Below are 21,957 nucleotides of genomic sequence, written 5' to 3'. Positions count from 1 at the left end.
TGCGAAGCGGCCAAACGGGCAGAATCACGAGCTCAAACAATATTGGACCGAAACGGGACGATCATCTGCACGTCGCGGGGCACATTTTGGAATATGGGCGAAAATCGGCCTGCAACGTGGCGCATTAGACACAGAACAAACAACAATACGGCACGAAAAAGGCGGCGAGCATAGTCTCGCCGCCCTCTGTTGTCGCAGCTACTATGTCAGACTCTTACGGACATGGATGGCGAAAGCCATCATAACCGAGATAGGTTCCCGAAGCCGGATCATACGAGCGGTACCTGCGTGCGCAGTAGCTCGGGTCGACGCCTTCGGTTCCAACGATGGCGACAGGCGCGGAGTCGTCATAGTACGAGTAGTCGGAGTAATAGTCGGGCCCGTAATAATACGGATCGTTGTAGTAGGCATAGCTGCTGCCCAATCCGATCCCGACGCCAACGCCGACACCCGGCCAGAAGCCGCCGCCGCGGTGATGCCAGCCGCCACGGTGACCGCCCTGCCAGCCGCCGCCACTCCAATTGCCGCCGCTCCAGTTGCCGCGGCCGCCACCCGTGTTGACGGCGACGTTGGCGCCGGCCGCCGGACCGCGACCCGCCAGCGCTGCGCCGCCAACGGCTGCGCGTCCGGCGAAGCTGCCGCCGCTCATCCCGGCGCCACCCGGGCCGGCCGCAAAGCCGCCGCGTCCGCCGCCGCCGATCGCTCCGCCGCCGCCACCACCGATGGCCGCGCCACCGCCCCCGCCGATGGCGGCACCACCACCGCCGCCCGGACCACGACCGCCGCCGGGACCCTGGGCAAAGCTCGTCGTCGCTGCCGCCAGCGGCAGAATCAGCGCCACTGCCGCCGCAGTGCTCCATCTCTTCAGTCTGGTCATCGCTATCGCTCCATCAGGGGGGAAAGTGACCTAACCGCAGGCCGCGGATGTCGTTCCCCGCCGCGAACCGATACATCGTCGCGGGCGGAGCGGTGCAACACTGGACAAGATGCGGGCGGGGTGGCATCAGAACCGGGACCTTCACAGAACCGGCCCCAAGCCCATGAAACAGTTCTTTCTCAAGCTCTTCACGTGGTGGAACGGCCAGACTTTCGGCACGCAATTGTGGACCTGGCGCTTCGGCGAGCTCGTGGGGCAGGATGCACAGGGCAACCGCTATTATCGGACTGCCGGCGGCAAGATCGACCCGGTGCTGCATTTCGAGCGGCGCTGGGTGATCTATAACGGCCTGGCCGAAGCCAGCCGTATTCCGCCCGAATGGCACGGCTGGATGCATCATATGGTCGACGTGCCGCCGACTCAGGAGGGCTACAAGCCGCGCGAGTGGGAAAAGCCGCATGAGCCGAACCTGACGGGGACTGTGCTGGCGTATCGCCCGGCCGGCTCGACCTTGGGCAGCGGTCGCAGGCCAAAGGCCACCGGTGATTATCAGCCCTGGACTCCTGGCGGCTGATTCGATTTCGCTCGAGATGACCCGATCGGAAAAGGCCACCCCGAGCTCCGGGCGGCCTCTTTACTTTCGGGAGCCTGCCAAGCCTGCGCTACGCCGGGTTGGTCTTGAGGGCGGCCGCCGCATGCTCCGCCGCCTCGATTCGCCGCTTCCGGAACGGTGCGATCCGCTCCAGCATCCGTGACACCACCTCGGGCGGCGCCGTGTCGGGGGATCCAGCGGTGAAAGGGGGCGCCGGATTGTATTCGAGTCTGAGCTGGATTGCCTCCGCTGTCTGACGATCGACCAACTGCGCCACCAGGGTCAGCGCGAAGTCGATGCCGGCCGTGACGCCGCCGCCGGTGATCCGGTTGCGGTCGATGCAGACGCGCTCGGTGCTGGCGGTTGCTCCGAACAGCGGCAGGCACTCGCGCGCGCTCCAATGGGTTGCCGCGCGATAGCCATCCAGCAGGCCGGCGGCGCCGAGCGCGAGCGAGCCCGTGCACACCGAGGTGACGTACCTGGCTCCTTCGGCCTGGCGGCGGATGAAGCCGATGACCTCGGCGTCATCGAGGATGGCGTCGACGCCGAAGCCGCCGGGAATGCAGATCACGTCCGCCTGCGGACAGTCAGCGAAGGTGGTGGTCGGCATCAGTGTGAGGACCGAGTCGGTCGGAATCGGCTCGATCCTCTTCCACGCCAGATGCAGTGTCGCCCCCGGCACGCTGGAGAACACCTGCACCGGACCGGTGAGATCGAGCTGGGTCAGATGTGGAAACAGGACGAGAGCGATCGAGAGCGGTTGGGCCATGGCGGTGCTCGCAGGTGTGGTGCTTGACGGCGGGCATTCTGCATGGTCCGCTGGATGGCGCATATGCCAAAGTTCCCTCGTTTCCGGACGGGCTTGGGATTTCACACTTGGGCTCACGGACTTGGGCTCACGGAGTCATCCACCATGATCGGCGTGCTCATCTACCCCGATTTTCAGTTGCTCGACGCCGCCGGACCGATCTCGGTGTTCGAGATCGCTTCGCGTTATGCGCGCGCCGCGCCATCGATCAGGGTCGTCGCCGCCACGCCCGGACCCGTGCGGTCGTCGTCAGGGGCCGAAATGCTGGCGCGGAAATTCGGTCCGGTGTCGGCGCTGACCACGCTGCTGATCGCCGGCGGCGAGGGCGTGGAAGCTGCGAGCCGCAACGCATGCACGCTGAACTTCGTTCGTAAGGTCGCGCAGCGCGGCACCCGGCTTGCCAGCATCTGTTCCGGCGCCTTCGTGCTGGCCGAAGCGGGCCTGCTGGACGGGCGGCGCGCGACCACGCATTGGCAGCGCACGCGGCAGTTCCTGCGCGCCTACCCCCAAGTGAAGCTCGAGCCTGACAGCATCTACGTCCGCGACGGCAATGTCTGGAGCTCGGCTGGGATCACTGCCGGCATCGATCTCGCACTCGCCATGGTCGCCGACGATCACGGCGAGGAGATCGCGCAGAAGACCGCACGTCAGCTCGTGCTGTATCATCGCCGCAGCGGCGGGCAGTCGCAGTTCTCCTCGCTGCTGGAGCTGAAGGCGCCGAGCGGCCGCTTCGCCGAGCTCCTGACCTGGGCGCGCGAGCATCTCGATGCGCCGCTGACGGTCGACGACCTTGCCGAGCGTGCCGGCATGAGCACGCGGCATTTCACCCGCGCCTTCGTGGCCGAGACCGGCACGACGCCGTCGAAGGCGATCGAGCGTCTCAGGCTGGAGGTGGCGCGCGATCGCGTGCAGGCTTCGCATCAGCCGATCGAGCTGGTGGCCGAGGCGACCGGCTTTCGCGATCCTGAGCGGATGCGCCGCGCCTTCATTCGCGCCTTCGGCCAGCCGCCGCAGGCCCTGCGGCGCGCGGCACGCCTCACCGCCTGACCTGGATCAGTGGACGAGCGGCGGCGGGCGACGATTCTCGATGGCAGTTGATACAATTTAAAGTTGTGTGACATGCGCGAAGCGCGCATAGTACGCGCATTGCCACTTTGTCCATGGAGGATACGATGCGCGTATTTCTGTCCCTGATTTTGTTTGCTGCTGCCGCGGTCGGCAGTGTCGACAGCGCTTTTGCGGCCAAAGCCGAAGTCACCGGAATGTGCGTCTGCAAGAAAGGCGGCAGCACGATCGAGACCTATAGCGAGACGATCTGCGTGAAGAACGATCATGCGGGCTGCACATCCGCGAAGGTCGCCTGCGTGAATGCCTATGCCGCCACCTGCAGCGGCAAGGGCGGCACGATTTCACAGTCGACCAACAAGTGCAAAGTCGGCGCCAAGTGCTGAGCGGCGAACTCAGCCGTTCGACCTGGACGTTCTGAACGTCTGAGGCGCAAGAAGTCCCGCGCGACGGACATCGGCGCATGTCCGTCCGCGTGTTGGCATCGGCAGGTGTGAGACCTATAGTCCGCCCCGCGAAACCGAGGGGTAGACGAGGCGCGATGCGTGTCACCATCATCACCGGCAGCGGGGCCGGCATCGGCGCTGCGGTGGCGCGCCGCGTGGCCGCACCGGGGCAGGCCTTGATGCTGCACGGGCAGGGGGCTGACGAAGCAGGTCTCGCGCGTCTGCGGGACGTCGCCGCGGCGTGCCGGGAGGCCGGCGCCGAAGCCGAGTTTCATTGCGGCGATCTGGCCAGGCAGGGCGTTGCCACCGAGCTGGCGGCTGCGGCACGAACGCGGTTCGGCCGGATCGACGCGGTGGTGCATGCTGCCGGCTTTGCCGACCGCCGCAGCTTTCGCGATCTGCCGCGCGACGGGCTCGACCGCTCACTCGCAGTGATGCCAGCGGCATTTCATGAGCTCGCCAGCGCCGCGCTCCCTGACCTCGTGCAGAGCACCCATGCGCGCGTGGTCGCGATCTCCAGCTTCGTCGCGCACCGCTTCGTGCCGGGCGGCACCTTCCCGGCCTCGGCCGCCGCCAAGGCGGCGCTGGAGGCGCTGGTGAAATGCCTCGCCATCGAGCTGGCTGCGTGCGGCGGCACCGCGAATGTCGTCGTGCCCGGCTATACGCGCAAGGATGCGGGACGGCTCGGCTCGCTCGATCCGGCCGCGTGGCAGACGGCGGCGGCGGCCAATCCGCAACAGCGCCTCGCCGAGCCCGACGACATCGCCGCGGCCGTGACCTTCCTGCTGTCGAAAGACGCCGGCCACGTCACCGGCGCGGTGCTGCCGGTCGATGGCGGCCTGACCCTGATGTAAGCAGCAGATGGATCGAGAGACGATGGAGCGTATGCAGCAGACAGCCGACGTGGTCGTGCTGGGAGCGGGGATCGTCGGCGTCTCCTCCGCCTACGCCATCCGGGAGCGCGGGCTCTCGGTGGTGCTGGTCGACCGCAAGGCGCCGGGCGAGGAGACATCGTACGGCAATGCCGGCATTCTCTCCTCCGGTTCGATCCTTCCGCTCAACAAGCCCTCGCTGTTCAAGGCCCTGCCGTCCTATCTCGGCAACAAGAGCGCGGCGCTGCGCTGGGATCCGGCATGGACGCTGCGCAATGTCGAATGGGTGCTGCGCTTTCTCGCCAATGCCGTGGAGTCCCGCGTCAAGCCGCGCGCCACCGCGCTGCATGGCCTGATCGGCGCGTCGCTGAAACTGCATCGCGACTGGATCGTTCGCGCCGGCGAGCCGCAGCGGATCCGCGAGACCGGCTGGCTCAAGGCGTGGCGCAGCGACGCTGTCGGAGCGGCCAAGGCGGAGCAGGCTCTCCTGGCCGAATACGGCATCAAGAGCGAGTTGCTCGACCGCCAGGGCATTTCCGCGCTCGAGCCCAATATGCTGCCGGTCTACAAAGTGGGACTGCTGCACAGCCAGACCGCGTCGGTCGACTCGCCCGGCAATGTGACGAAAGCCTATGCGCGGATGTTCGAGGGCGCGGGCGGCGTGCTGCGGCAGTCCGAGATCAGGGCGGTGCTGTCCGACGGTGACGGCTGGCGTGTCGTGCTCGGCGACGGCGAGATTCGCGCCCGTCATGTCGTGGTTGCGCTCGGTCCCTGGTCGCCGGACATTCTCAGGTCGCTCGGCTACCGGGTGCCGATGGCGTTCGAGCGCGGCTATCACCAGGAGTTCACGCCCAATCCGGAGCGCATGCTGCACCGTCCGATCCACGACGCCGAGGGCAGCTTCCTGATGACGCCGATGGAGAACGGCGTGCGCGTCACCTCCGGCGTCGAGCTGACCGATCGCGATGCGCCGTCGAATTTCGCCCAGCTCGAGCAGGTCGTCCCGCTGGCGCGCGGCGTGGTCGAGTTCGGCGAGGCCGTGGCCCAGCCATGGCGCGGCGCGCGGCCGACCTTGCCGGATTCGCTGCCGATGATCGGGCCGGCGCCGCGCCATTCCGGCCTGTGGCTTGCATTCGGCAATCAGCATATCGGTTTCACCACGGGGCCGGCCACGGGCGCGGCGATCGCCGCGATGATCACGGGCGAGGCGCCGTCGTTCGACGTCTCCGCCTTTGCTCCGAGCCGGTATCTGTGAGGGGCCGCGACCGCGTCACGCCGGAGCTGCGATGAACTATACCTGGGATTTCGCCATCCTCGCCAAGTACAGCCATCTGTTCTGGCTGGGGCTCGGCTGGACCATGGCGTACACGCTCGGCACCATCCTGCTCGGCTCGGTGATCGGGCTCGTCGTCGGCATCGTCAGGCTGCGCCGTCCGGTCGTGATCGACTGGCTGCTGATCGGCTATATCGAGCTGTTCCGCTGCACCCCGCTGCTGGTGCAGATCATCTGGTTCTACTACGCGTTCCCGGTGGTGATCGGCGTCAACATTCCGGCGCATGTCGCCGCGGTCACCGTGCTGTCGCTCTATGCCGGGGCGTTCTATGCCGAGATCGTGCGCGGCAGCATCGAGAGCGTGCCGCGCGGGCAATGGGATGCGGCGCGCGCGCTGGGCCTGCGTCCGTGGCGGATGATGCGGCTCGTGATCCTGCCGCAGGCCTTGAAGCCGATGCTCGCGCCCTACGTCAACCAGTCGGTGACGCAGTTGAAGAACACCTCGCTGGTGTCGGTGATCGCGGTGCCCGATCTCGTCTACAACGCGACCTTGATCAACGCCGATACTTACCGGCCGCTCGAGGTCTACACCATCATCGCGCTGATCTATTTCGCGATCCTGTTTCCGGCGACGCTCCTGGGCCGCCGCTTCGAGCGCGGCATGACGTACGACAAGGCGTGAGGCGATACATCATCGAATGCCTCCGTCATTGCGAGCGAAGCGAAGCAATCCAGGGCGGCACGAACGGTCCTGGATTGCTTCGTCGCTGCGCTCCTCGCAATGACGCTCGGAGAGAGCGTGGCTTCGCTTAGATGTTCACCTCGACCGGCACGTCCTCGGCCTTGACGCCGGCCAGCCCCAGGCCCTTGACGAACCATTCGCGCATCTGGCCGATGCCGCGGTTGTAGTCGATCCACACCGCGAGGAAGTCGCGCCAGCGCTTGTCGGCCTCGCGGCGCACGCCCATGCTGGAGGGGATCGCGACCGAGGGCGACTGCAGGATCTTGTAGGAGCCGAGATTGGGGTTCTTGGCGATTGCGGTGAGGCCCAGGATCAGTGCGTTGACGACGACGTCGACGCGGCCCGAGGCCATCTCCAGCATCACTTCGTCGCGCGACTTGAGCGACTTGATCGTGGCGTTGGGAGCAAAGCGCCGCGCCACCGCCTCGTTGGCCGAGCCGACGTCGACGGCGATCTTCACTTCCGGCTTGTTGATGTCGGCCCAGGTCTTCGCTTCCATGCCCTTCTTCAGCATGGCGCCGAACGGATGCGGGAACACCGTGCCGCAGAAGTCGATGACCAGCGCGCGCTGCGGCGTCGGGTTGAGGGCGAAGCCGAGATCGATCTTGCCGGCCTGCAGGTCGAGCACCGAATTGCCGTAGGTCGACTCGACATATTCGAGCTTCACGTCGAGCAGCTTGGCGATGTCGTTGGCCATCTCGATCGAGAAGCCCGACCAGGTGCCGGTGGCAAGATCCTTGTTGAAATAGGGCAGCTCGCCCGGCAGCACGGCGATGCGCAGCACCTTGTTGGCGCGGACGCGGTCGAGCGTGTTGTCGGCCGCTTGCGCCGAGGCGGGCGTCGTCGTCATGGCGGACGCAAGCGCGGCACCGGAGCCGATGGCGAGCGCGTAGCGCAGCGCATCGCGGCGGTCTTCGGAAATTTTCTGATCGTCTGACGTGGTCACATAATCCTCCTGCACCAACAGGCACGGAGCGTAGCGCCGGCCTTGCACGCCAGCAACAACCATGTCGGCCTTGATAGTAAGCGGCTGGCCGTCGCGTCATGCCGGAGCGGCCGCATGCCGTTGCTGCTCTGCCTCATTCCGATGCAGGATTGATCAAGCCGTGATCGGTCCCGCCCGGTGGAAGCGGCTTTGGACGCAGGCGCTCGGCGAGCGGGCGCAACAGTTGCGGCGCAAGGTGGATCGGGAACTGGCTCATCGCGAAATACAGCCAGGTGGTGCCGGGGATCGCGCCCTCGGTCGCCGCGAGCATCAGCCCCATGTTGCGTAGCGACACCATCATGCCGAGCGCCATCGCGCGTTCGCGCCCCGCGCCGCGAAACAGCAGCACCGTGGTACCAAGCAACAGGAAGAACACGGTGAAGGCGAGCAGCGCCAGTCCCAGCATGCGGAACGGGCTGGCGGCCAGGTCGGCCAGGAAATGGGCCATGATGGCGGACGCGAACACGAACAGGATGAGGACGTTGACGCCGTCGATCGGCGCGCGGTGGCGGCGGATCGTCGCGATGCCGAGGGCAAGGCGGATCGCGGCGGCCGCCGCCAGGGCGCCCGCAAGGATGGCGGCGAGCTTCAGCCCGAGCGCGGCCGGAGACAGTGACAATGTCTCGCCCAAAAACACATAGGCGAACAGCGGCGCCGTCAGCGGCACCAGCGCGGTCGAGGTCACCAGCGTGATGAGAACCAGCGTCGCGTCGAGCCCCATCAGCGCGGCGAGTGCGGGCGAGGCCATCATCGGCGAGGCCGTCCCCTGCAGCATCAGCGCGAGATACAGGTCGGGCGCGGTGGCATCGACGCCGGCGATGCGCCCAATCGTGCCGACCAGCGTCGGCACGGCGATCGTGGTCCATGCGGTCGCGGCCACCACCAGCAGCGGGCGGCGCAGATGCGCTGTTAGCATCGCGACGTCGACGCGCATGAAGGAGATGCAGAGCAGCAGGAAGATCGCCTGTGTGACGTAGGGCCGCGCCAGCTCGCCCAGCGGCGGCACGGCGATTGCCGCCAGCAGAACCGCGACGATGGCGCGGGTGCCCTGATTGCCGAGCCAGCTCAGGGCCTGCAGAGGAAAAGCGAGAGGCCCGAAGGACGGCATCTTCATTCCGAACGATGGGAATCAATGAACGCGCGAACCATGCGTCGGCCGCGCGTTCATGCAAAGTCACATCTGGTTACGGACGATGTCGGCGCCTGCGCATCACTGCGCGCTGGAGCCGCCGACCACGATCTTCTCGTTGAGCTTGAAGTCGACCGTCTGCACCGTCTGCTCGATCTCGGGGTTGGGCATGCCGAGCTGCTGCGAGATCAGCTTCACCAGAAGGTCGACGCGTTCGATGAACGGCGCGCCCGCGGCGACGGCGCGCGCGGCCGACGACGGCTTGAGCAGGCTCTCGGCCGCCTTGGCGTATTTCTCGAACGGCACCTGGTCGCTCGGATCGGCGCCGAGCTTGCGGGCGATGGCATCGACATGCTCGTAGATCGATTTCGACTGGGCGAGATTGCCATGAACGGCATCGCGGATCGCCTGCGGTTCACCGCGGGTGATGCAGCGGTAGTTGCCGGTGAGCAGCATCGACCACTTCGCCAGCGGCACGAACAGCGAGTCGAACACCTTCAGCTTCACGGGCACGTCCTGGCCGTCGAGCCTGACCGCGTCGATGTCGCGCTCCAGCTCGCGGAGCAGCGCGTTGTGCGTCTCGTCCTCGAACGCGGCGGCCTTGAAGTTGGTCGGCAGGCCGACATGCAGCACGTTGGCGGCTTCCTCCGGCGGACGGAAGGCCTGCGGATCCGGCGAGCACAGCGTGACCAGCCCGGGCGTGAAGCGTTCCCACACCGCGGGATTGGTGTAGGCCTCGTCGAGGTCGACGTTGGCGAGCGCCGGGATGCGCTTGAGATAGGGCAGCGGCGGCATGTTCATGATCGAGAGGCACGGCAGCTTGGCCTCGGCGATCTTCACCATCAGCACGCGAATGGTGTGGTTGGTGTACTGCGGCTCCTGCATCGCAAGACCGACCAGGTCGTAGCGCGACAGGTCGACGCTATCGGGCGTGGCCGCGTCGAGCTTGCCCGGCAGGTCGCGCGAGAAGATCGAGCGATGCGCCGGCTCGTCGCGCAGCTTGATGCGGACTTCCGTGCCGTCGCGGTTGATCAGCTCGGCTGTCTTCTTGCGGCAGACCAGCGTCACGTTGTGGCCGGCCATCAGCAGCTTGGTGCCGAGGAGGGAGCCGTAGGAGGCCCCGAGAATCAGAATGTTGCGTGCCATACCTTGGTCGTCCCCAGAGATCGGTTCGAGATTTTGCGTTCGCGTTTCTTGTTGGCGATCCAGCCGTACCGACGAGTCCGTCAGGCGTCCGGCAGGAGCGGACGGATGCGGTAACCCATTGCCTCGGTTGCTGGCATACCAGAGCTTTCATCCCACGGAATGCGCCGTCTGGCAAGGTGCAGCGCACTCGTGCGGCATCCGGCGCGTGTCACGGTGGGGCTATCCGAGCGCAGATCGACCGTGCGCTTGGAGCTCGGCCGTTCAGCTCAGCGCCATATAGCGCCCCGGCTTGTGGTTGATCGCGATGATGACGTTGACGATCACGATGCCGAGGATCGACAGCGCCAGCCGGTTCACGGGGATGACGAAGAATGCGGCGATCATGATGAGGAAATCGACGGCGAGCTGGAAATAGCCGGCGCGGATCTTCCAGTGCTCCTGCAGATACAGCGCCAGAATGTTGATCCCGCCAAGCCCGGTGCGATGCCGGAACAGCATCAACAGGCCGGTCCCGGTCAGGCCGGCGCCGATTACGGTGGCATAGATCGGATCGATATGGCTGATGTCGATCCATGACGTCGTCAGCCGTGAGAACAGGGCGACGAGCCCGACCGCGACAAAGGTGCGGATCGTGAACGGCCAGCCCATGCGCCGGACGGCCAACGCATAGAACGGCAGATTGATCAGGAAGAAGCTGACGCCGAAACCATAGCCGCTGATGTAGCTCAACAGCAGCGACAGACCGGCGGTGCTGCCGACCAGCAGCACCGTCTTGCTGTAGATCAGCATGCCGAGCGACACGAACAGCGTGCCCAGCGTCAGCGCCATCGCGTCCTCGTAGAGCTTGTGCCGCTCCTGAGCGACGATCTCTGTCACGGCCTTGATCCTTGCAGGCGATGTTTCAAAGCGACTTGAACAGGCCGGCAACGCGCGCGACGTCGGCGAGCTTCAGGCCTGCAATGTTGATGCGGCCCGAGGTCGGCATGTACACGCCGTGCTTTTCGCGCAAAGTCATGACCTCGGCCGGCGTCACCGGCAGCAGCGAGAACATGCCTTCCTGGACGCCGATCGCGATCGTGTTGGACCAGCGCCCGCCGAGCGCCTCGGCAAAAGAGCGGCGCAGCGCGGCGAGGCGCTGGCGCATCGTCTCGAGCTCGCTGCTCCAGTCGGCATAGAGGTCCGGCGTGTCGAGAATCGTCTTGACGATCGCCGAGCCATGGTCGGGCGGCATCGAATAGCTGGTGCGGGCGATGGAGACGAGATTGGAGCGCGCGGTCTCGGCTGCGGCCTGTGCCGAGGCGACGGCGTAGAGCGCGCCGGTCCGCTCGCGGTAGAGTCCGAAGGACTTCGAGCAGGACACCGCCAGCAGCGCCTCGGGCACGGCCGCGACCATTGCCCGCAGGCCGGCGGCATCGCCCTCGAGACCGGCGCCAAAACCCTGATAAGCGGAGTCGATCAGCGGCACGAGGCCACGCGCGGCCATCACGGCGGTGATGCGCGCAAAGTCCTCGGTGCTGAGCGGGGCGCCGGTCGGGTTGTGGCAGGAGGCGTGGATCAGGACGGCGTCGCCGGGCGCGGCGCGCTGCAGCGCCTCCAGCATGCGGTCGAACTGCAGCGTCTGCGACGGAACGTCGAAGTAGGGATAGGTCTCGACCTCGAGCCCCGCCGCGGCGAAGATGCCGGCGTGGTTGGGCCAGCTCGGCAGTCCGAGCCAGATCTTGCCGGTGCCGGCCTGGCGGATCAAATCGGCGGCGAGGCGGAGCGCACCCGAGCCGCCCGGGGTCTGCACGCCTGCGGCATGGACCGAGGGCGCGGGGCCGCCGACGAGCGACCACAACAGGTCGAGGAAGAGCTGGTCGCCTTCCGGCGCCACATAGCTCTTGCTGTCCTGGCTCTCCCAGATGATGCGCTCCGCAGCTTTCACAGCGCGGAAGATCGGCGAATGGCCGGCCTCGTCGCGATACACGCCGACGCCGAGATCGACCTTGTCGGCTCTCGGGTCAGCCTTGAAGATGCCGATCAGAGCGAGCAGGGGATCCTCGGGCTGGCGGGTCAAGCGGTCGAACATCGGGGCGATCCTATTGGAGGAGGGGCCTGCCAGACGGCCATAAGCCGTCCTTGCGGGCGACGGGACACTATCTCGGTTGCAGCGCAAGAACAGCGGACATTTCGGCGATGCTCCGCTTCGTTCGCTGCATGGGCGGCCGTTGCGCCCTCAGAACTTGCCGTGGCCCGCCTGAGCGAACTGAGCGACAAGCGTCAGCGACTGCCTTCTGAGCCAGAACGGGGCTCGGGAGCCGGATGTGGGGACTCGTTGCGGATCTTGCGCGCGCGCCTGGCGGCAAGCTGTGAGCGAACCCTGCCATCGACTTTGCGGCCTGTCGCACGTTGCCATTTCCGAAGCTCGGCCGCGGTCAGGATCACTTTCACGATCCGCTCGTCCGGGCGACTGCCGATCGTGTCGATGACCTCCTGAGCGCTGGCCAGCCATTCTTCATAAGTGTCGTGCAGATCCGGGCAGATCCGCCTGATGTCCTCCCACTCTTCGGGCTGGAACCAAGCCAGCGCAATCTCCAGAGTTGGCTCCATGTTTATCCTGCTCACCTGTCCGCTCTGAATGATATCTCAAGCTCGCGGAGGCCCGAAGGTCTGACGCCTTCCGGCGAGTCAGATGCGCGGCTTGGGCGCGGGCACCCGGTCGGAGTCGCCGGAGTTCGGTTCGCCCTTGGGTTCGATCAGGAGCACCTTGACCTCCTTGGCCGCGCGCGGCCGGTGGACGACCCCTTTGGGGACGACGAACAACTCGCCGGCCTTCACCGTCCGCGACGGCTGCCCCTGAATGTCCATCTCCATCTCGCCTTCCAGGACCAGGAAGAAGTCATCCGTCGTGTCATGCTTGTGGAACGGGAATTCTCCCATGAACTTCACGACCATCACGTCATTATCGTTGTAGTCCGCGACCACGTGCGGGTCCCAATGGCCTGAGAATTGGCTCAGCTTGTCGGCGAGGTTCACGGTCTTCATGTGGGAGTCTCCTGCTGCGAGGAATGAAATGTGAGCTGTCCAGTCGTCCCGGCCGGCTTGCGCGGGATGTAGCTGCTGCTCGAGCGCGAGCAAGCCGATCTCACACGCGACGACTTCGGCCGCATGTGAGCACGACCCGCGAACTCGCGGGTCGGTGCGTTCTGAGCTCAGCGCGGTAACGCTCAGATGCCGCCGGGCCGGTCGAGCTGCTTCAGCCAGGCGCCGATGTCGCGTGCGGCGACATTGGCCTGGTCGAGCAGCTTGCCCATCGTAAAGAAGCCGTGGAATTGGCCGGGATGGTTGCGATGCGTCACCGGCACGCCGGCCTCGCGCAAGCGGCGCGCGTAGTCGTCGCCCTCGTCGCGCAGCGGATCGGCGCCGGCCGTGAGCACATAGGCGGGCGGTAGCCCGGCTAGGGTTTCCGCCTTCGCCGGGGAGGCCCGCCAATCGTGGATGTCGGCGGCACTGTTGAGATAATGGTCGCGAAACCAGCGGATCACCGAATGCGTCAGCAGCACGCTGGTCTCGGGCTCGCTGTGCGAGGGATGGCTCATCGAAAAGTCGGTGGCCGGATAGATCAGCACCTGGCCTGAGAGCTTCGGGCCCTTGCCGTCACGCGCCAAGAGCGCGACGACGGCGGCGAGATTGCCGCCGGCGGAATCGCCGCCGACGCTGAGCCTGGCGGCATCGATGCCGAGCGCGGCGGCATTGTCGGCGATCCATCGTATGGCCGCGGCGGCGTCGTCGACCGCGGCCGGAAACTTGTGCTCGGGCGCGAGGCGGTAGTCGACCGAGATCACGATCAGTTCGCCTTCGTGCGCCAGCGCGCGGCAGACCACGTCATGCGACTCCAGATTGCCGATCACCCAGCCGCCGCCGTGATAGAACACCAATCCTGGTGCAAGACCGTTGTTCTGCCGCACCGTCCTTGGCCGATAGAGCCGTGCCGGGATTGTGCCATGCGGGGCAGGGATGGCGAGGTCCTTGACGTCCGCAAGCTCGGGCGGCTCGGGATTGCTCACGACGCGCGCGGCCAGATAGTAGTCCCGCGCCTCCTGTGGTGTCAGCGTCTCATAGGCCGGCCGACCGGCCTCCTGAAATGCTTTGTAGACGGCAGCGGCATCGGCATCGAGTTGCACGGGCATTGCAAAAACCTGTCGGGTTGAAAGACGGTCAAGTTGAAGGGACGTCAGGCGGCGGTGCGGCCGCCATCGACGGTGTAGGCCGCGCCGGAGACGTAGCTGGCATCGTCGGAGGCGAGGAAGGCGACGATCGAGGCGACCTCCGCGCCCTGGCCGAGCCGGCGCGCGGGGACGCGATCGACCACCTTGTCGGCCGGAACCGCGGCGCCGCTGCGCCCTTCGATGATCGCGCTCAGCATGCGGCTCTCGATCAGCCCGGGGCAGATGCAGTTCACACGGACATTGGTGCCGGTGCACTCCCAGGACGCGCTCTTGGTCAGGCCGATGACCGCGTGCTTGCTGGCGCTGTAGACGGCGATCTGCGGCGAGCCGATCAGGCCTGCGATCGAGGCGGTGTTGATGATCGAGCCGCGGTTCTGCTTCAGCATCACCGGCAGCACGTGCTTGAGGCCGAGGAAGACGCCGACGACGTTGACGTCGAGCACGCGACGGAACGCCTCCAGCGGATATGCGGTGATCGGCTTGATCTCGCCTTCGATGCCGGCATTGTTGAAGAACACGTCGATGGTGCCGAACCGATCGCACGCTTGTCGCACATAAGCCGCGACCTGGTCCTCGTTGGTGACGTCGGCGGCCACGGCGAGCGCCTCGGCGCTCGCCGGCAGGGCGGCCGTCGCGGCGGCGAGATCGGCCTCGCGCCGGTCCACGGCGACGATGCGGGCCCCGCGCGCGGCCAGCAGCCGCATGGTCGCGGCGCCGATGACGCCGGCCGCGCCGGTAACGACGGCCACTCGGCCGTCGAGACGGATCGAATCAGACATCGATTTCCTTCCCTTTGGCGCCGGTTCCGATCCGGCTCTTGATCACGACTATCTCATTGGAAGAACCGGCTGACCAGCACGCGGAGTGCTGGCAGCTCGCCCTTCCCCCGCCGTATTCGACATGTTAACGGGAGGGCTGATCGAGAGCGGCGGATGGGTCATGACGCGATTTGATTGTCCCGAACCCCGATTCGCCTGATAAAGCCGCGCGAGATGCACCGAACAATCGTCCTGACCGGTATCGCGGCATTGCTGGCCGCCACATCCCTCACGCTGTCCGTGCCGGCGCGCGCGCAGATCGGTACCATTTTCTCCGATCCCGTTCCGCGCCCGCCGGGCAACATTCCGCGCCGTGGCGAGCCGATTCCGCCTCCTGAGGAAGAGGAGGAGATCCCGGAGCTGCCGCAGGGCCGGGTGCTGCCGGCGCCAACCCGTCCGCCGCCAGGGCAGGGCGCCGCCCTGCCGGGTCCGGTCCAATCCCAGCCGCTGGCGCCGCCGCCGGGAACGACGATCCTGCCACAGAACAATCCTCCGGTTGCGGCCGTGCCGCCACCCGGCCAGCCGGGGGCTGCGCCTGGTCAGCGGCAGGCCCCGCCACGCGGCGCACCCCAGAATGCAGCGATCCCGCCGAACGGCGCGGTACCGCAGACCCCGGCCACCATCCAGCCGGGCGACGAGGTCGTGACCGAACCGCCGGCGCAGAAGATCGTCAACAAGAAGGCGAGCTTCTCCGGGCTCGACAAGATCACCGGCCGCATCATCAATTTCGACGAGGATATCGGCGAGACCGTGCAGTTCGGGGCGCTCCGGGTAAAGACCGACGCCTGCTACACGAGGCCAGCCACCGAGGCCGCCAACACCGACGCGTTCGTGCAGGTCGACGAGATCACCTTGCAGGGCGAGGTGAAGCGCATCTTCTCGGGCTGGATGTTCGCGGCCAGCCCCGGTCTGCACGGCGTCGAGCACCCGATCTACGACATCTGGCTGGTTGACTGCAAAGAGCCGCAGACCACGGTCGTCAGCGCCGCCGCGCCGGATCAGAAGCCGGCCGCGGCGCCGCAGCCTGCGCAAAAGCGTCCGCCGCAGCAGCGGCAGGCGGCGCCCAGGCCGCCATCGCCGCCGCAGCAGAATCAGACCCAGCAGGTGCCGCCACCACCGCCGCCGCCCCAGGCGGGTGGACCGTTCGGCGGAGTGTTCAGATAACCTCGCTCAGCCGCGCGCTGCGATGATCGCGAGTGCCTCGGTGCCCGAGATCGGCCGATCAACCGCCAGCCTGGCGAAATTGGCGGCCGGCCCCCTCAGGGCCTTTTCGAGCAGCACGGTGTAGCGCCGGCGCGGGATCTCGACGGCGCCGAAGGTCTTGAGGTGCTCGGTGACGTATTGGGTGTCGAGCAGCTCGAAGCCCCCGGCGATCAGCCGCGCGACGAGATGCACGAGCGCGACCTTCGAGGCGTCGCGGGTGCGGTGAAACATGCTCTCGCCGAAGAAGGCGCGGCCCAGGCTGACGCCGTAGAGGCCGCCCACCAGCTCGCCATCCTGCCAGCATTCGACGCTGTGGCAATGGCCAAGCGCGTGGAGGCCGGTGTAGAGTTCGCGGATACGCCTGTTGATCCAGGTGTCCTCGCGGCCAGGCTGCGGCTCGGCGCAGCCATCCATCACCGCCTTGAACGCCTGGTTCACGGTCACGGCGAAGGCGTCCGACCGGACCGTGCGCGCAAGGCGCGAGGCGACGCGAAAGCCGTCGAGCGGAATGACGCCGCGCAGCTCCGGCTCGACCCAGAACAAGGTCGGGTCGTCGGCACTTTCGGCCATCGGGAAGATGCCGCAGGCATAGGCACGCAGCAGGACCTCGGGCGTAATCTCGGACGCTGCAGAGTCGCGCGTATTCATGGGATCAGCATAGCAGGCCGATGCCGGGCGCGCGATGGTTGCGTGCCGGCTGCGTCGGCTCAGCCGACCGCGGCAGCCGCGGGCTTGGGAGCATCTTTTTCGAGGCGGAAGCGGACCACGATCCTGGTGCCGGCATGGCTCGGATCGGGGCCGACGGTGGCGTCGAGCTTGGTCGCCATGGCGCTGACGATGCGCTGGCCCATGCCGGTCGAGCGCGGATCGCTGGTTGCGTTGAGGCCGACGCCGTTGTCGGCGATCGACAGCACGATGTCCTCACCTGCAAGCTTCAGCTCGACATGGATCGGGCCCGGCCCATCGGGGTAGGCGTATTTGACCGCGTTCATGACCAGCTCGTTGACGACGATGCCGATCGCGACCGCGCGATCCGGGTCGATCTCGACCGGTTCCGCCTTCAGGGTCAGCCGCGACATCCGGTTGCCCTCCGCCGAGCGGCGCAGGTCGTCGAGCAGCGAATCCAGATACTGGTTGAGCAGCACGCTCTTGAGATCCTGAGACGTGTAGAGGCGGCGATGCACCTGCGCTACGGCGGCGACGCGGCCCATTGCATTGGTGAGCGCGGCCTTGACGTCGTCCTGGGTGCTGGAGTTGGCCTGAAGATGCAGCAGCGAGGCGATGATCTGCAGCGAATTGCCGACGCGGTGATTGACCTCGCGCAGCAGGACCTCGCGCTCGGCCGCCAGCGCCGCGTAGCGGTCGCGTGACGCCCGCACTTCCGCCTCCGCCTCGTCGCGGGCCTTCTGCAGCCGGGCCTGGCGCACCGCGCCTTCGGCCGCGACCTGCAGCAGGGGAATGAACTCGCCCTGCACGTCCTTGACGAGGTAGTCGGCCGCGCCGGCCTTCAGGGCCGTGACCGCGATCTTGGAATCCTGTGAGGCGGTGACGAACACCACCGGCGGCGGTTCGGGCAGCGCCATGATGCGCTCCAGCGTCTCGAGTCCGTCGAAGCCTGGCATGTACTGGTCGAGCGCCACGACGTCGATGCCGCCGCGCTCCAGCCGCTGCAAGCCCGCGCTGCCGTCGGCGGCGTGTTCCACCGTGAAGCCCAATCGCTTGAGCCCGCGCTCGACCAGCCGCGCCAGCGCTGCGTCGTCGTCGATATAGAGCAGCGTGGGGGCGGCGGAGCTCATGCGGCGGGCGGAACCTGGATGACGGAGAAGAACAGGCCGAGTTGGCGAATGGCGTTGGCGAAGCTTTCGTAGTTGACCGGCTTGGTGATGTAGACGTTGCAGCCGAGTTCGTAGCAGCGCTTGATCTCCTGCGAGTCATCCGTCGTGGTGAGGATGACCACCGGCGCGCTCTTCAGGAAACTGTTCTGCTTGACCATCTTGAGGATGTCGATGCCGGTCATGTCCGGCAGGTTCAGGTCGAGCAGGATCAGCAATGCGTGCCCCTTGTGATCGAGGCCGGTGCCGTCAGCACCCAGCAGATACTTCACGGCATCTGTACCATTGGTGAACGGCTTGATCTCGTTGTTGACGCCGGACCGGCGGATATTGCGCTCGATCAGGCGGGCGTGGCCTTCGTCGTCCTCGATCATGATGATCGTCACGGGCATGGTCATCGGTCTGAGTTCCGGTTTGAGGCGTTCCAGTTGATCGGGAGCGTGATGGTGAACGTGCTGCCCTGGTCGAGCTCCGACGCGACCGACATGGTTCCGCCGAGCCGACGCACCAGCGCGCGGACATGCGCCAATCCAATCCCCTGACCCGGACGGTCCTGGGTCCCGGCGCGACGGAACAGATCAAAGATACGTTGATGATCCCTGGGATCAATCCCCCGGCCGTTGTCCGTAACCTCGAAGATGGCAAAACCGAGCTTGGTACGGGCGCGAATGGCGATGTCGCCGGGAACGCCCGGCTTGAGATATTTGATGGCGTTGTCGATCAGGTTGGAGAAGATCTGCTCCAGCGCCAGGCGGTCGCTGACGATGGCCGGCAACGGTTCCACGCGGATGGTGGTGTCGGTTTCCGCAGCCTGATGCGCCAGCGTCGAGACGATGCCCTCGATCAGCTCGCGGGTATCGATCCGCACCGGCACGAACTCGCGGCGGCCCTCGCGGGTCAGGTTGAGGATGGCCGTGATCAGCCGGTCCATCTTGGCGATCGAGGATTTGATGAAGCCGAGCGCCTCGCTGAAATCCTCCGACAGCTGCTGGTCGGCGCCTTCGAGCTCGGGCTCAGCGCCTTCCGCCGGCGGCGGCGCGTCGGAGGCCGCCCGCGCCAGCGTCGCGATCCGCCGGAAGATGTCGTTGCGCAGCTCGTCGAGCTCGCTGGTGAAGCCCATGATGTTGACGAGCGGCGAGCGCAGGTCGTGGCTCACGATATAGGCGAAGCGCTGGATCTCCTCATTGGCCTCGCGCAGGTCCGCGGTGCGCTCGTCGACGGTGGCTTCGAGGTTGAGGTTGCTCTCGCGCAGCCTGGCCTCGGCCTCGTCGCGCGCGCTGGCCGAGCGGCGCACAAGGAGCACCGAGATGATCGCGAGCAGGACGACCAGGGCCGAGCCAGTCACCGTCACGACGGTCGCCAGCTGCTGGCTGCGGTCGGCATTGGCGGTGCGCAGCACGAACAGCCGCTCTTCCTCCAGCCGCATGCGATTGGCGAGATCGCGGATGTTGATGCTGGTGTTGCCGGAAGCGGCGCTCCGTACGAGCGCGGCGGCGGCGGCGAGGTCACCCTGCGCGGCCAGCTCCTTCTCGCGCCTGAACTGGCCGAGGCGGGTGTCGATTTCGGCGCGGACCTGGCGGAGCAGCTCGACCTGGGCAGGATTGTCGGCCACGAGTGTTCCGAGCTTGTCGAGCACCGGCGCGATCGCGGTGACGGCGGCGTCGTGATCGGTCAGAAACGTATTATCCTGGGTCAGCAGGTAGGCGCGGGCGCCGCTCTCGGCCCGGCGGACCTCGAGCAGCAGCGCGTTGATCTGGTTCTCCGCCTCGATGGTATGCACCACCCAGGCGTTGTCTTTGCGGGCCTTGTTGACGAGCAGCACCGAGGCCGTGCTGACGACGACCAGCACCAGGAATCCCGCCGACAGCAGCAGGATTTGTCCCAGCGTGCGCCTTTGTCCAATCTCAGGCGCCACCGCTCACTCGCATGCCAATTGAAATACCTGCCCCCTCAGCGGAACCGCCGAAAGAGCAGAACGCAGTGCGGGCTGAAGGGTTCCGGCGCGTCAGTGGAATTTTGCGGTTAGCCGCTCACTCCGCCTTCTGGCCAGCGAGGTACTGTTCGAGCCAGTGGATGTGATAGTCGCCATCGATGATGGCCGGCTCGCGGACAAGGGCCCTGAACAGCGGCAGGGTGGTCTCGATGCCGTCGACGACCATCTCGTCCAGCGCGCGCCGCAGCCGCATCAGGCACTCGACCCGCGTCTTGCCGTGGACGATCAGCTTGCCGACCAGCGAGTCGTAATAGGGCGGAATCACGTAGCCCTGATACACGGCGGAATCGATGCGGACGCCGAGGCCGCCAGGCGGGTGGTACTGCAGGATCTTGCCCGGCGAGGGCCGGAAGGTGACAGGGTTTTCCGCATTGACGCGGCACTCGATGGAGTGGCCGTTGATGACAACCTGGTCCTGGGTCATCGGCAGGTCGCCGCCGGCGGCGATGCGGATCTGCTCCAGCACGAGGTCGATGCCGGTGATCATCTCCGTGACGGGATGCTCGACCTGGATGCGGGTATTCATCTCGATGAAATAGAATTCGCCGTCCTCGTAGAGGAATTCGATGGTGCCGACGCCGATGTATTTCAGCTCCTGCATCGCCTTGGCGACGGTGTTGCCGATCTTGGCCCGGGCCGCTGCGTCAAGCACCGGGGAGGGGCCTTCCTCCCAGACCTTCTGATGGCGCCGCTGCAACGAGCAGTCGCGCTCGCCGAGATGGATGGCGCCGCCGCGGCCGTCGCCGAGCACCTGGATCTCGATGTGGCGCGGCTTCTGCAGATACTTCTCCAGATAGACCGAGGCGTCGCCGAACGCTGATCTCGCCTCGTTGGCCGCTGTGGTCAGCGCCAGCTGCAGGTCGGCCTCGGTGTGGGCGACCTTCATGCCGCGGCCGCCGCCGCCGGCGGCTGCCTTGACCAGCACCGGGAAGCCGATCTCCTTGGCGATCGCCATCGCGTCGTGGTCCGGAGTGACAGCGCCATCTGAGCCTGGAACGACGGGAATGCCCAGCCGCTTGGCCGTCTTCTTGGCCTCGATCTTGTCGCCCATCAGGCGGATGTGCTCCGCCTTCGGCCCGATGAAATGCAGATTGTGGTCCGCGAGAATCTCGGCGAAGCGCGCGTTCTCCGACAGGAAGCCGTAGCCGGGATGCACGGCGTCGGCGCCGGTGATCTCGCAGGCGGCGAGCAGGGCGGGAATGTTGAGATAGCTGTCCTTCGACGGCGGCGGCCCGATGCAGACGCTTTCGTCGGCGAGGCGGACATGCATCGCATCGGCGTCGGCGGTGGAATGCACCGCGACGGTGGAGATACCGAGCTCCTTGCAGGCCCTGAGGATGCGAAGGGCGATTTCGCCGCGATTGGCGATGAGGATCTTGTCGAACATGGTGCCTCGGGCGCGAGTGGCGAGTAGTGAGCGGCGAACATGGAATGGTGGACCATTCGCTTTCGCCGTCCGCTAGTCGCGCTTATTCGATGATGACGAGCGGCTCGCCGTACTCCACGGGCTGGCCGTCCTCGACCAGGATCTGCGTCACCGTCCCGGCGCGCGGTGACGGAATCTGGTTCATCGTCTTCATCGCCTCGATGATCATCAGGGTCTGACCGACGGACACCTTGGAGCCGACCTCGACGAACGGCTTGGCGCCGGGCTCGGGCGCCCAGTAGGCGGTGCCGACCATGGGCGAGGGCACCACGCCGGGATGTTTGGACAAGTCTGCGCCGGCGGCTGCCGCGGTGGCGGCTGCGACCACGGGAACGCCAGCGGCGGCCGTTCCGATGGCCGAATGGACGGCCGCCGCAACGGTCACGTTGCGGGCAACGCGGATGCGAAGGCCGGCACGCTCCAGCTCGATCTCGGTCAGGCTGGTCTCATCCAGCAGCGCTGCGAGCTCGCGAATGAGCTGGCTGTCTTCGGATTTCGCGATGGTCTTGTCGTCGGGCTGGGGCGCCATGATCTGATCCGGA

24 protein-coding genes are annotated in these 21,957 nt (G+C 66.5%); 7 read left to right on the top strand and 17 right to left on the bottom strand.

The genetic code is table 11. The annotated features are described in order from the left end of the window. Window positions 1–214 precede the first annotated feature (214 nt). The gene (locus tag QW861_RS01450) at window positions 215–877 is read right to left on the bottom strand and encodes a BA14K family protein (protein WP_315712240.1); all 663 of its coding nucleotides are present in this window, start codon (window positions 875–877) and stop codon (window positions 215–217) included. Window positions 878–1,040: 163 nt separating this feature from the next. Here QW861_RS01450 and QW861_RS01445 point away from each other — a divergent pair, with 163 nt between their 5' ends. Next, window positions 1,041–1,451, top strand: coding sequence for an NADH:ubiquinone oxidoreductase subunit NDUFA12 (locus QW861_RS01445; RefSeq protein ID WP_316192624.1), 411 nt, complete (start codon window positions 1,041–1,043; stop codon window positions 1,449–1,451). Between the two features lie 88 nt (window positions 1,452–1,539). On the opposite strand, the gene QW861_RS01440 is transcribed toward QW861_RS01445, so the two are convergent. Beyond that, window positions 1,540–2,238 (bottom strand): DJ-1/PfpI family protein, encoded by a 699-nt coding sequence (locus QW861_RS01440; protein ID WP_315751712.1) that lies wholly within the window; start codon window positions 2,236–2,238, stop codon window positions 1,540–1,542. A 144-nt stretch (window positions 2,239–2,382) separates the two neighbouring features. Here QW861_RS01440 and QW861_RS01435 point away from each other — a divergent pair, with 144 nt between their 5' ends. From QW861_RS01435 to QW861_RS01415, 5 genes are all read left to right on the top strand, one after another. After that, the gene (locus QW861_RS01435) at window positions 2,383–3,324 is read left to right on the top strand and encodes a GlxA family transcriptional regulator (protein WP_315712236.1); all 942 of its coding nucleotides are present in this window, start codon (window positions 2,383–2,385) and stop codon (window positions 3,322–3,324) included. Between the two features lie 125 nt (window positions 3,325–3,449). Continuing rightward, on the top strand, window positions 3,450–3,728 hold the full coding sequence (locus QW861_RS01430; protein WP_315712234.1) for a hypothetical protein: 279 nt from the start codon (window positions 3,450–3,452) through the stop codon (window positions 3,726–3,728). A gap of 155 nt (window positions 3,729–3,883) precedes the next feature. Beyond that, the gene (locus tag QW861_RS01425) at window positions 3,884–4,642 is read left to right on the top strand and encodes an SDR family NAD(P)-dependent oxidoreductase (RefSeq protein ID WP_315751710.1); all 759 of its coding nucleotides are present in this window, start codon (window positions 3,884–3,886) and stop codon (window positions 4,640–4,642) included. A 22-nt stretch (window positions 4,643–4,664) separates the two neighbouring features. After that, entirely contained in the window at window positions 4,665–5,915 is a 1,251-nt protein-coding gene (locus tag QW861_RS01420) for an FAD-dependent oxidoreductase (protein WP_315751709.1), read from the top strand. Between the two features lie 31 nt (window positions 5,916–5,946). Further along, entirely contained in the window at window positions 5,947–6,615 is a 669-nt protein-coding gene (locus tag QW861_RS01415; RefSeq protein WP_315712227.1) for an amino acid ABC transporter permease, read from the top strand. A gap of 127 nt (window positions 6,616–6,742) precedes the next feature. Here the strand turns inward: QW861_RS01415 and QW861_RS01410 are convergent, their stop codons facing one another. The 9 genes from QW861_RS01410 to QW861_RS01370 form a co-directional block, all read right to left on the bottom strand. Further along, complete coding sequence (locus QW861_RS01410; protein ID WP_315712225.1) at window positions 6,743–7,621, bottom strand: transporter substrate-binding domain-containing protein; 879 nt, start codon at window positions 7,619–7,621, stop codon at window positions 6,743–6,745. Window positions 7,622–7,754: 133 nt separating this feature from the next. After that, the gene (locus QW861_RS01405) at window positions 7,755–8,768 is read right to left on the bottom strand and encodes a Na+-dependent transporter (RefSeq protein ID WP_316192622.1); all 1,014 of its coding nucleotides are present in this window, start codon (window positions 8,766–8,768) and stop codon (window positions 7,755–7,757) included. A gap of 102 nt (window positions 8,769–8,870) precedes the next feature. Next, complete coding sequence (locus tag QW861_RS01400; protein WP_316170459.1) at window positions 8,871–9,935, bottom strand: ketopantoate reductase family protein; 1,065 nt, start codon at window positions 9,933–9,935, stop codon at window positions 8,871–8,873. A 261-nt stretch (window positions 9,936–10,196) separates the two neighbouring features. Further along, window positions 10,197–10,811 (bottom strand): YitT family protein, encoded by a 615-nt coding sequence (locus tag QW861_RS01395; RefSeq protein WP_315712219.1) that lies wholly within the window; start codon window positions 10,809–10,811, stop codon window positions 10,197–10,199. A gap of 25 nt (window positions 10,812–10,836) precedes the next feature. Next, the gene (locus tag QW861_RS01390) at window positions 10,837–12,003 is read right to left on the bottom strand and encodes an amino acid aminotransferase (RefSeq protein ID WP_316192620.1); all 1,167 of its coding nucleotides are present in this window, start codon (window positions 12,001–12,003) and stop codon (window positions 10,837–10,839) included. Window positions 12,004–12,194: 191 nt separating this feature from the next. Next, window positions 12,195–12,524 carry a hypothetical protein gene (locus QW861_RS01385; protein ID WP_315826857.1) on the bottom strand — a complete coding sequence of 110 codons (330 nt, stop codon included), beginning with the start codon at window positions 12,522–12,524 and terminating at the stop codon, window positions 12,195–12,197. Between the two features lie 78 nt (window positions 12,525–12,602). Beyond that, the gene (locus QW861_RS01380; protein WP_315712213.1) at window positions 12,603–12,959 is read right to left on the bottom strand and encodes a cupin domain-containing protein; all 357 of its coding nucleotides are present in this window, start codon (window positions 12,957–12,959) and stop codon (window positions 12,603–12,605) included. 182 nt (window positions 12,960–13,141) lie between these two features. After that, complete coding sequence (locus QW861_RS01375; RefSeq protein ID WP_315751704.1) at window positions 13,142–14,104, bottom strand: alpha/beta hydrolase; 963 nt, start codon at window positions 14,102–14,104, stop codon at window positions 13,142–13,144. A 44-nt stretch (window positions 14,105–14,148) separates the two neighbouring features. Beyond that, entirely contained in the window at window positions 14,149–14,922 is a 774-nt protein-coding gene (locus QW861_RS01370; protein ID WP_315751703.1) for an SDR family oxidoreductase, read from the bottom strand. Window positions 14,923–15,135: 213 nt separating this feature from the next. Here QW861_RS01370 and QW861_RS01365 point away from each other — a divergent pair, with 213 nt between their 5' ends. Then, complete coding sequence (locus QW861_RS01365) at window positions 15,136–16,125, top strand: DUF2155 domain-containing protein (RefSeq protein ID WP_316164753.1); 990 nt, start codon at window positions 15,136–15,138, stop codon at window positions 16,123–16,125. A gap of 6 nt (window positions 16,126–16,131) precedes the next feature. Here the strand turns inward: QW861_RS01365 and aat are convergent, their stop codons facing one another. The 6 genes from aat to accB form a co-directional block, all read right to left on the bottom strand. Beyond that, window positions 16,132–16,812 (bottom strand): leucyl/phenylalanyl-tRNA--protein transferase, encoded by a 681-nt coding sequence (aat, locus tag QW861_RS01360; RefSeq protein WP_315712207.1) that lies wholly within the window; start codon window positions 16,810–16,812, stop codon window positions 16,132–16,134. A 59-nt stretch (window positions 16,813–16,871) separates the two neighbouring features. Beyond that, complete coding sequence (locus tag QW861_RS01355; protein ID WP_315712206.1) at window positions 16,872–17,960, bottom strand: sensor histidine kinase; 1,089 nt, start codon at window positions 17,958–17,960, stop codon at window positions 16,872–16,874. Continuing rightward, window positions 17,957–18,394, bottom strand: a complete 438-nt coding sequence (locus tag QW861_RS01350) for a response regulator (protein ID WP_172109443.1) — start codon at window positions 18,392–18,394, stop codon at window positions 17,957–17,959. The genes QW861_RS01355 and QW861_RS01350 overlap by 4 nt, the downstream gene beginning before the upstream one ends. Continuing rightward, window positions 18,391–19,911, bottom strand: coding sequence for a sensor histidine kinase (locus tag QW861_RS01345; protein WP_316184967.1), 1,521 nt, complete (start codon window positions 19,909–19,911; stop codon window positions 18,391–18,393). The genes QW861_RS01350 and QW861_RS01345 overlap by 4 nt, the downstream gene beginning before the upstream one ends. A gap of 115 nt (window positions 19,912–20,026) precedes the next feature. Continuing rightward, window positions 20,027–21,376 carry an acetyl-CoA carboxylase biotin carboxylase subunit gene (accC, locus tag QW861_RS01340; protein WP_315712202.1) on the bottom strand — a complete coding sequence of 450 codons (1,350 nt, stop codon included), beginning with the start codon at window positions 21,374–21,376 and terminating at the stop codon, window positions 20,027–20,029. Between the two features lie 82 nt (window positions 21,377–21,458). Then, complete coding sequence (gene accB, locus QW861_RS01335) at window positions 21,459–21,944, bottom strand: acetyl-CoA carboxylase biotin carboxyl carrier protein (RefSeq protein ID WP_316164755.1); 486 nt, start codon at window positions 21,942–21,944, stop codon at window positions 21,459–21,461. Window positions 21,945–21,957 lie beyond the last annotated feature (13 nt).

The organism is Bradyrhizobium sp. SZCCHNRI1029, from assembly GCF_032487555.1.
Lineage (GTDB): Bacteria > Pseudomonadota > Alphaproteobacteria > Rhizobiales > Xanthobacteraceae > Bradyrhizobium.
Note: the sequence above shows the minus strand (reverse complement) of the source record. Positions and strands in the feature narration are given on the sequence as shown.

Coding starts and splice junctions, on each gene's coding strand:
- QW861_RS01405 (WP_316192622.1), bottom strand. CDS start 8,768: ATGCCGTCCTTCGGGCCTCTCGCTTTTCCTCTGCAGGCCCTGAGCTGG.
- QW861_RS01415 (WP_315712227.1), top strand. CDS start 5,947: ATGAACTATACCTGGGATTTCGCCATCCTCGCCAAGTACAGCCATCTG.
- QW861_RS01380 (WP_315712213.1), bottom strand. CDS start 12,959: ATGAAGACCGTGAACCTCGCCGACAAGCTGAGCCAATTCTCAGGCCAT.
- QW861_RS01435 (WP_315712236.1), top strand. CDS start 2,383: ATGATCGGCGTGCTCATCTACCCCGATTTTCAGTTGCTCGACGCCGCC.
- QW861_RS01370 (WP_315751703.1), bottom strand. CDS start 14,922: ATGTCTGATTCGATCCGTCTCGACGGCCGAGTGGCCGTCGTTACCGGC.
- QW861_RS01350 (WP_172109443.1), bottom strand. CDS start 18,394: ATGACCATGCCCGTGACGATCATCATGATCGAGGACGACGAAGGCCAC.
- QW861_RS01445 (WP_316192624.1), top strand. CDS start 1,041: ATGAAACAGTTCTTTCTCAAGCTCTTCACGTGGTGGAACGGCCAGACT.
- QW861_RS01440 (WP_315751712.1), bottom strand. CDS start 2,238: ATGGCCCAACCGCTCTCGATCGCTCTCGTCCTGTTTCCACATCTGACC.
- QW861_RS01425 (WP_315751710.1), top strand. CDS start 3,884: ATGCGTGTCACCATCATCACCGGCAGCGGGGCCGGCATCGGCGCTGCG.
- QW861_RS01430 (WP_315712234.1), top strand. CDS start 3,450: ATGCGCGTATTTCTGTCCCTGATTTTGTTTGCTGCTGCCGCGGTCGGC.
- QW861_RS01390 (WP_316192620.1), bottom strand. CDS start 12,003: ATGTTCGACCGCTTGACCCGCCAGCCCGAGGATCCCCTGCTCGCTCTG.
- accB (WP_316164755.1), bottom strand. CDS start 21,944: ATGGCGCCCCAGCCCGACGACAAGACCATCGCGAAATCCGAAGACAGC.
- aat (WP_315712207.1), bottom strand. CDS start 16,812: ATGAATACGCGCGACTCTGCAGCGTCCGAGATTACGCCCGAGGTCCTG.
- QW861_RS01385 (WP_315826857.1), bottom strand. CDS start 12,524: ATGGAGCCAACTCTGGAGATTGCGCTGGCTTGGTTCCAGCCCGAAGAG.
- QW861_RS01400 (WP_316170459.1), bottom strand. CDS start 9,935: ATGGCACGCAACATTCTGATTCTCGGGGCCTCCTACGGCTCCCTCCTC.
- QW861_RS01450 (WP_315712240.1), bottom strand. CDS start 877: ATGACCAGACTGAAGAGATGGAGCACTGCGGCGGCAGTGGCGCTGATT.
- QW861_RS01420 (WP_315751709.1), top strand. CDS start 4,665: ATGGAGCGTATGCAGCAGACAGCCGACGTGGTCGTGCTGGGAGCGGGG.
- QW861_RS01375 (WP_315751704.1), bottom strand. CDS start 14,104: ATGCCCGTGCAACTCGATGCCGATGCCGCTGCCGTCTACAAAGCATTT.
- QW861_RS01355 (WP_315712206.1), bottom strand. CDS start 17,960: ATGAGCTCCGCCGCCCCCACGCTGCTCTATATCGACGACGACGCAGCG.
- accC (WP_315712202.1), bottom strand. CDS start 21,376: ATGTTCGACAAGATCCTCATCGCCAATCGCGGCGAAATCGCCCTTCGC.
- QW861_RS01365 (WP_316164753.1), top strand. CDS start 15,136: ATGCACCGAACAATCGTCCTGACCGGTATCGCGGCATTGCTGGCCGCC.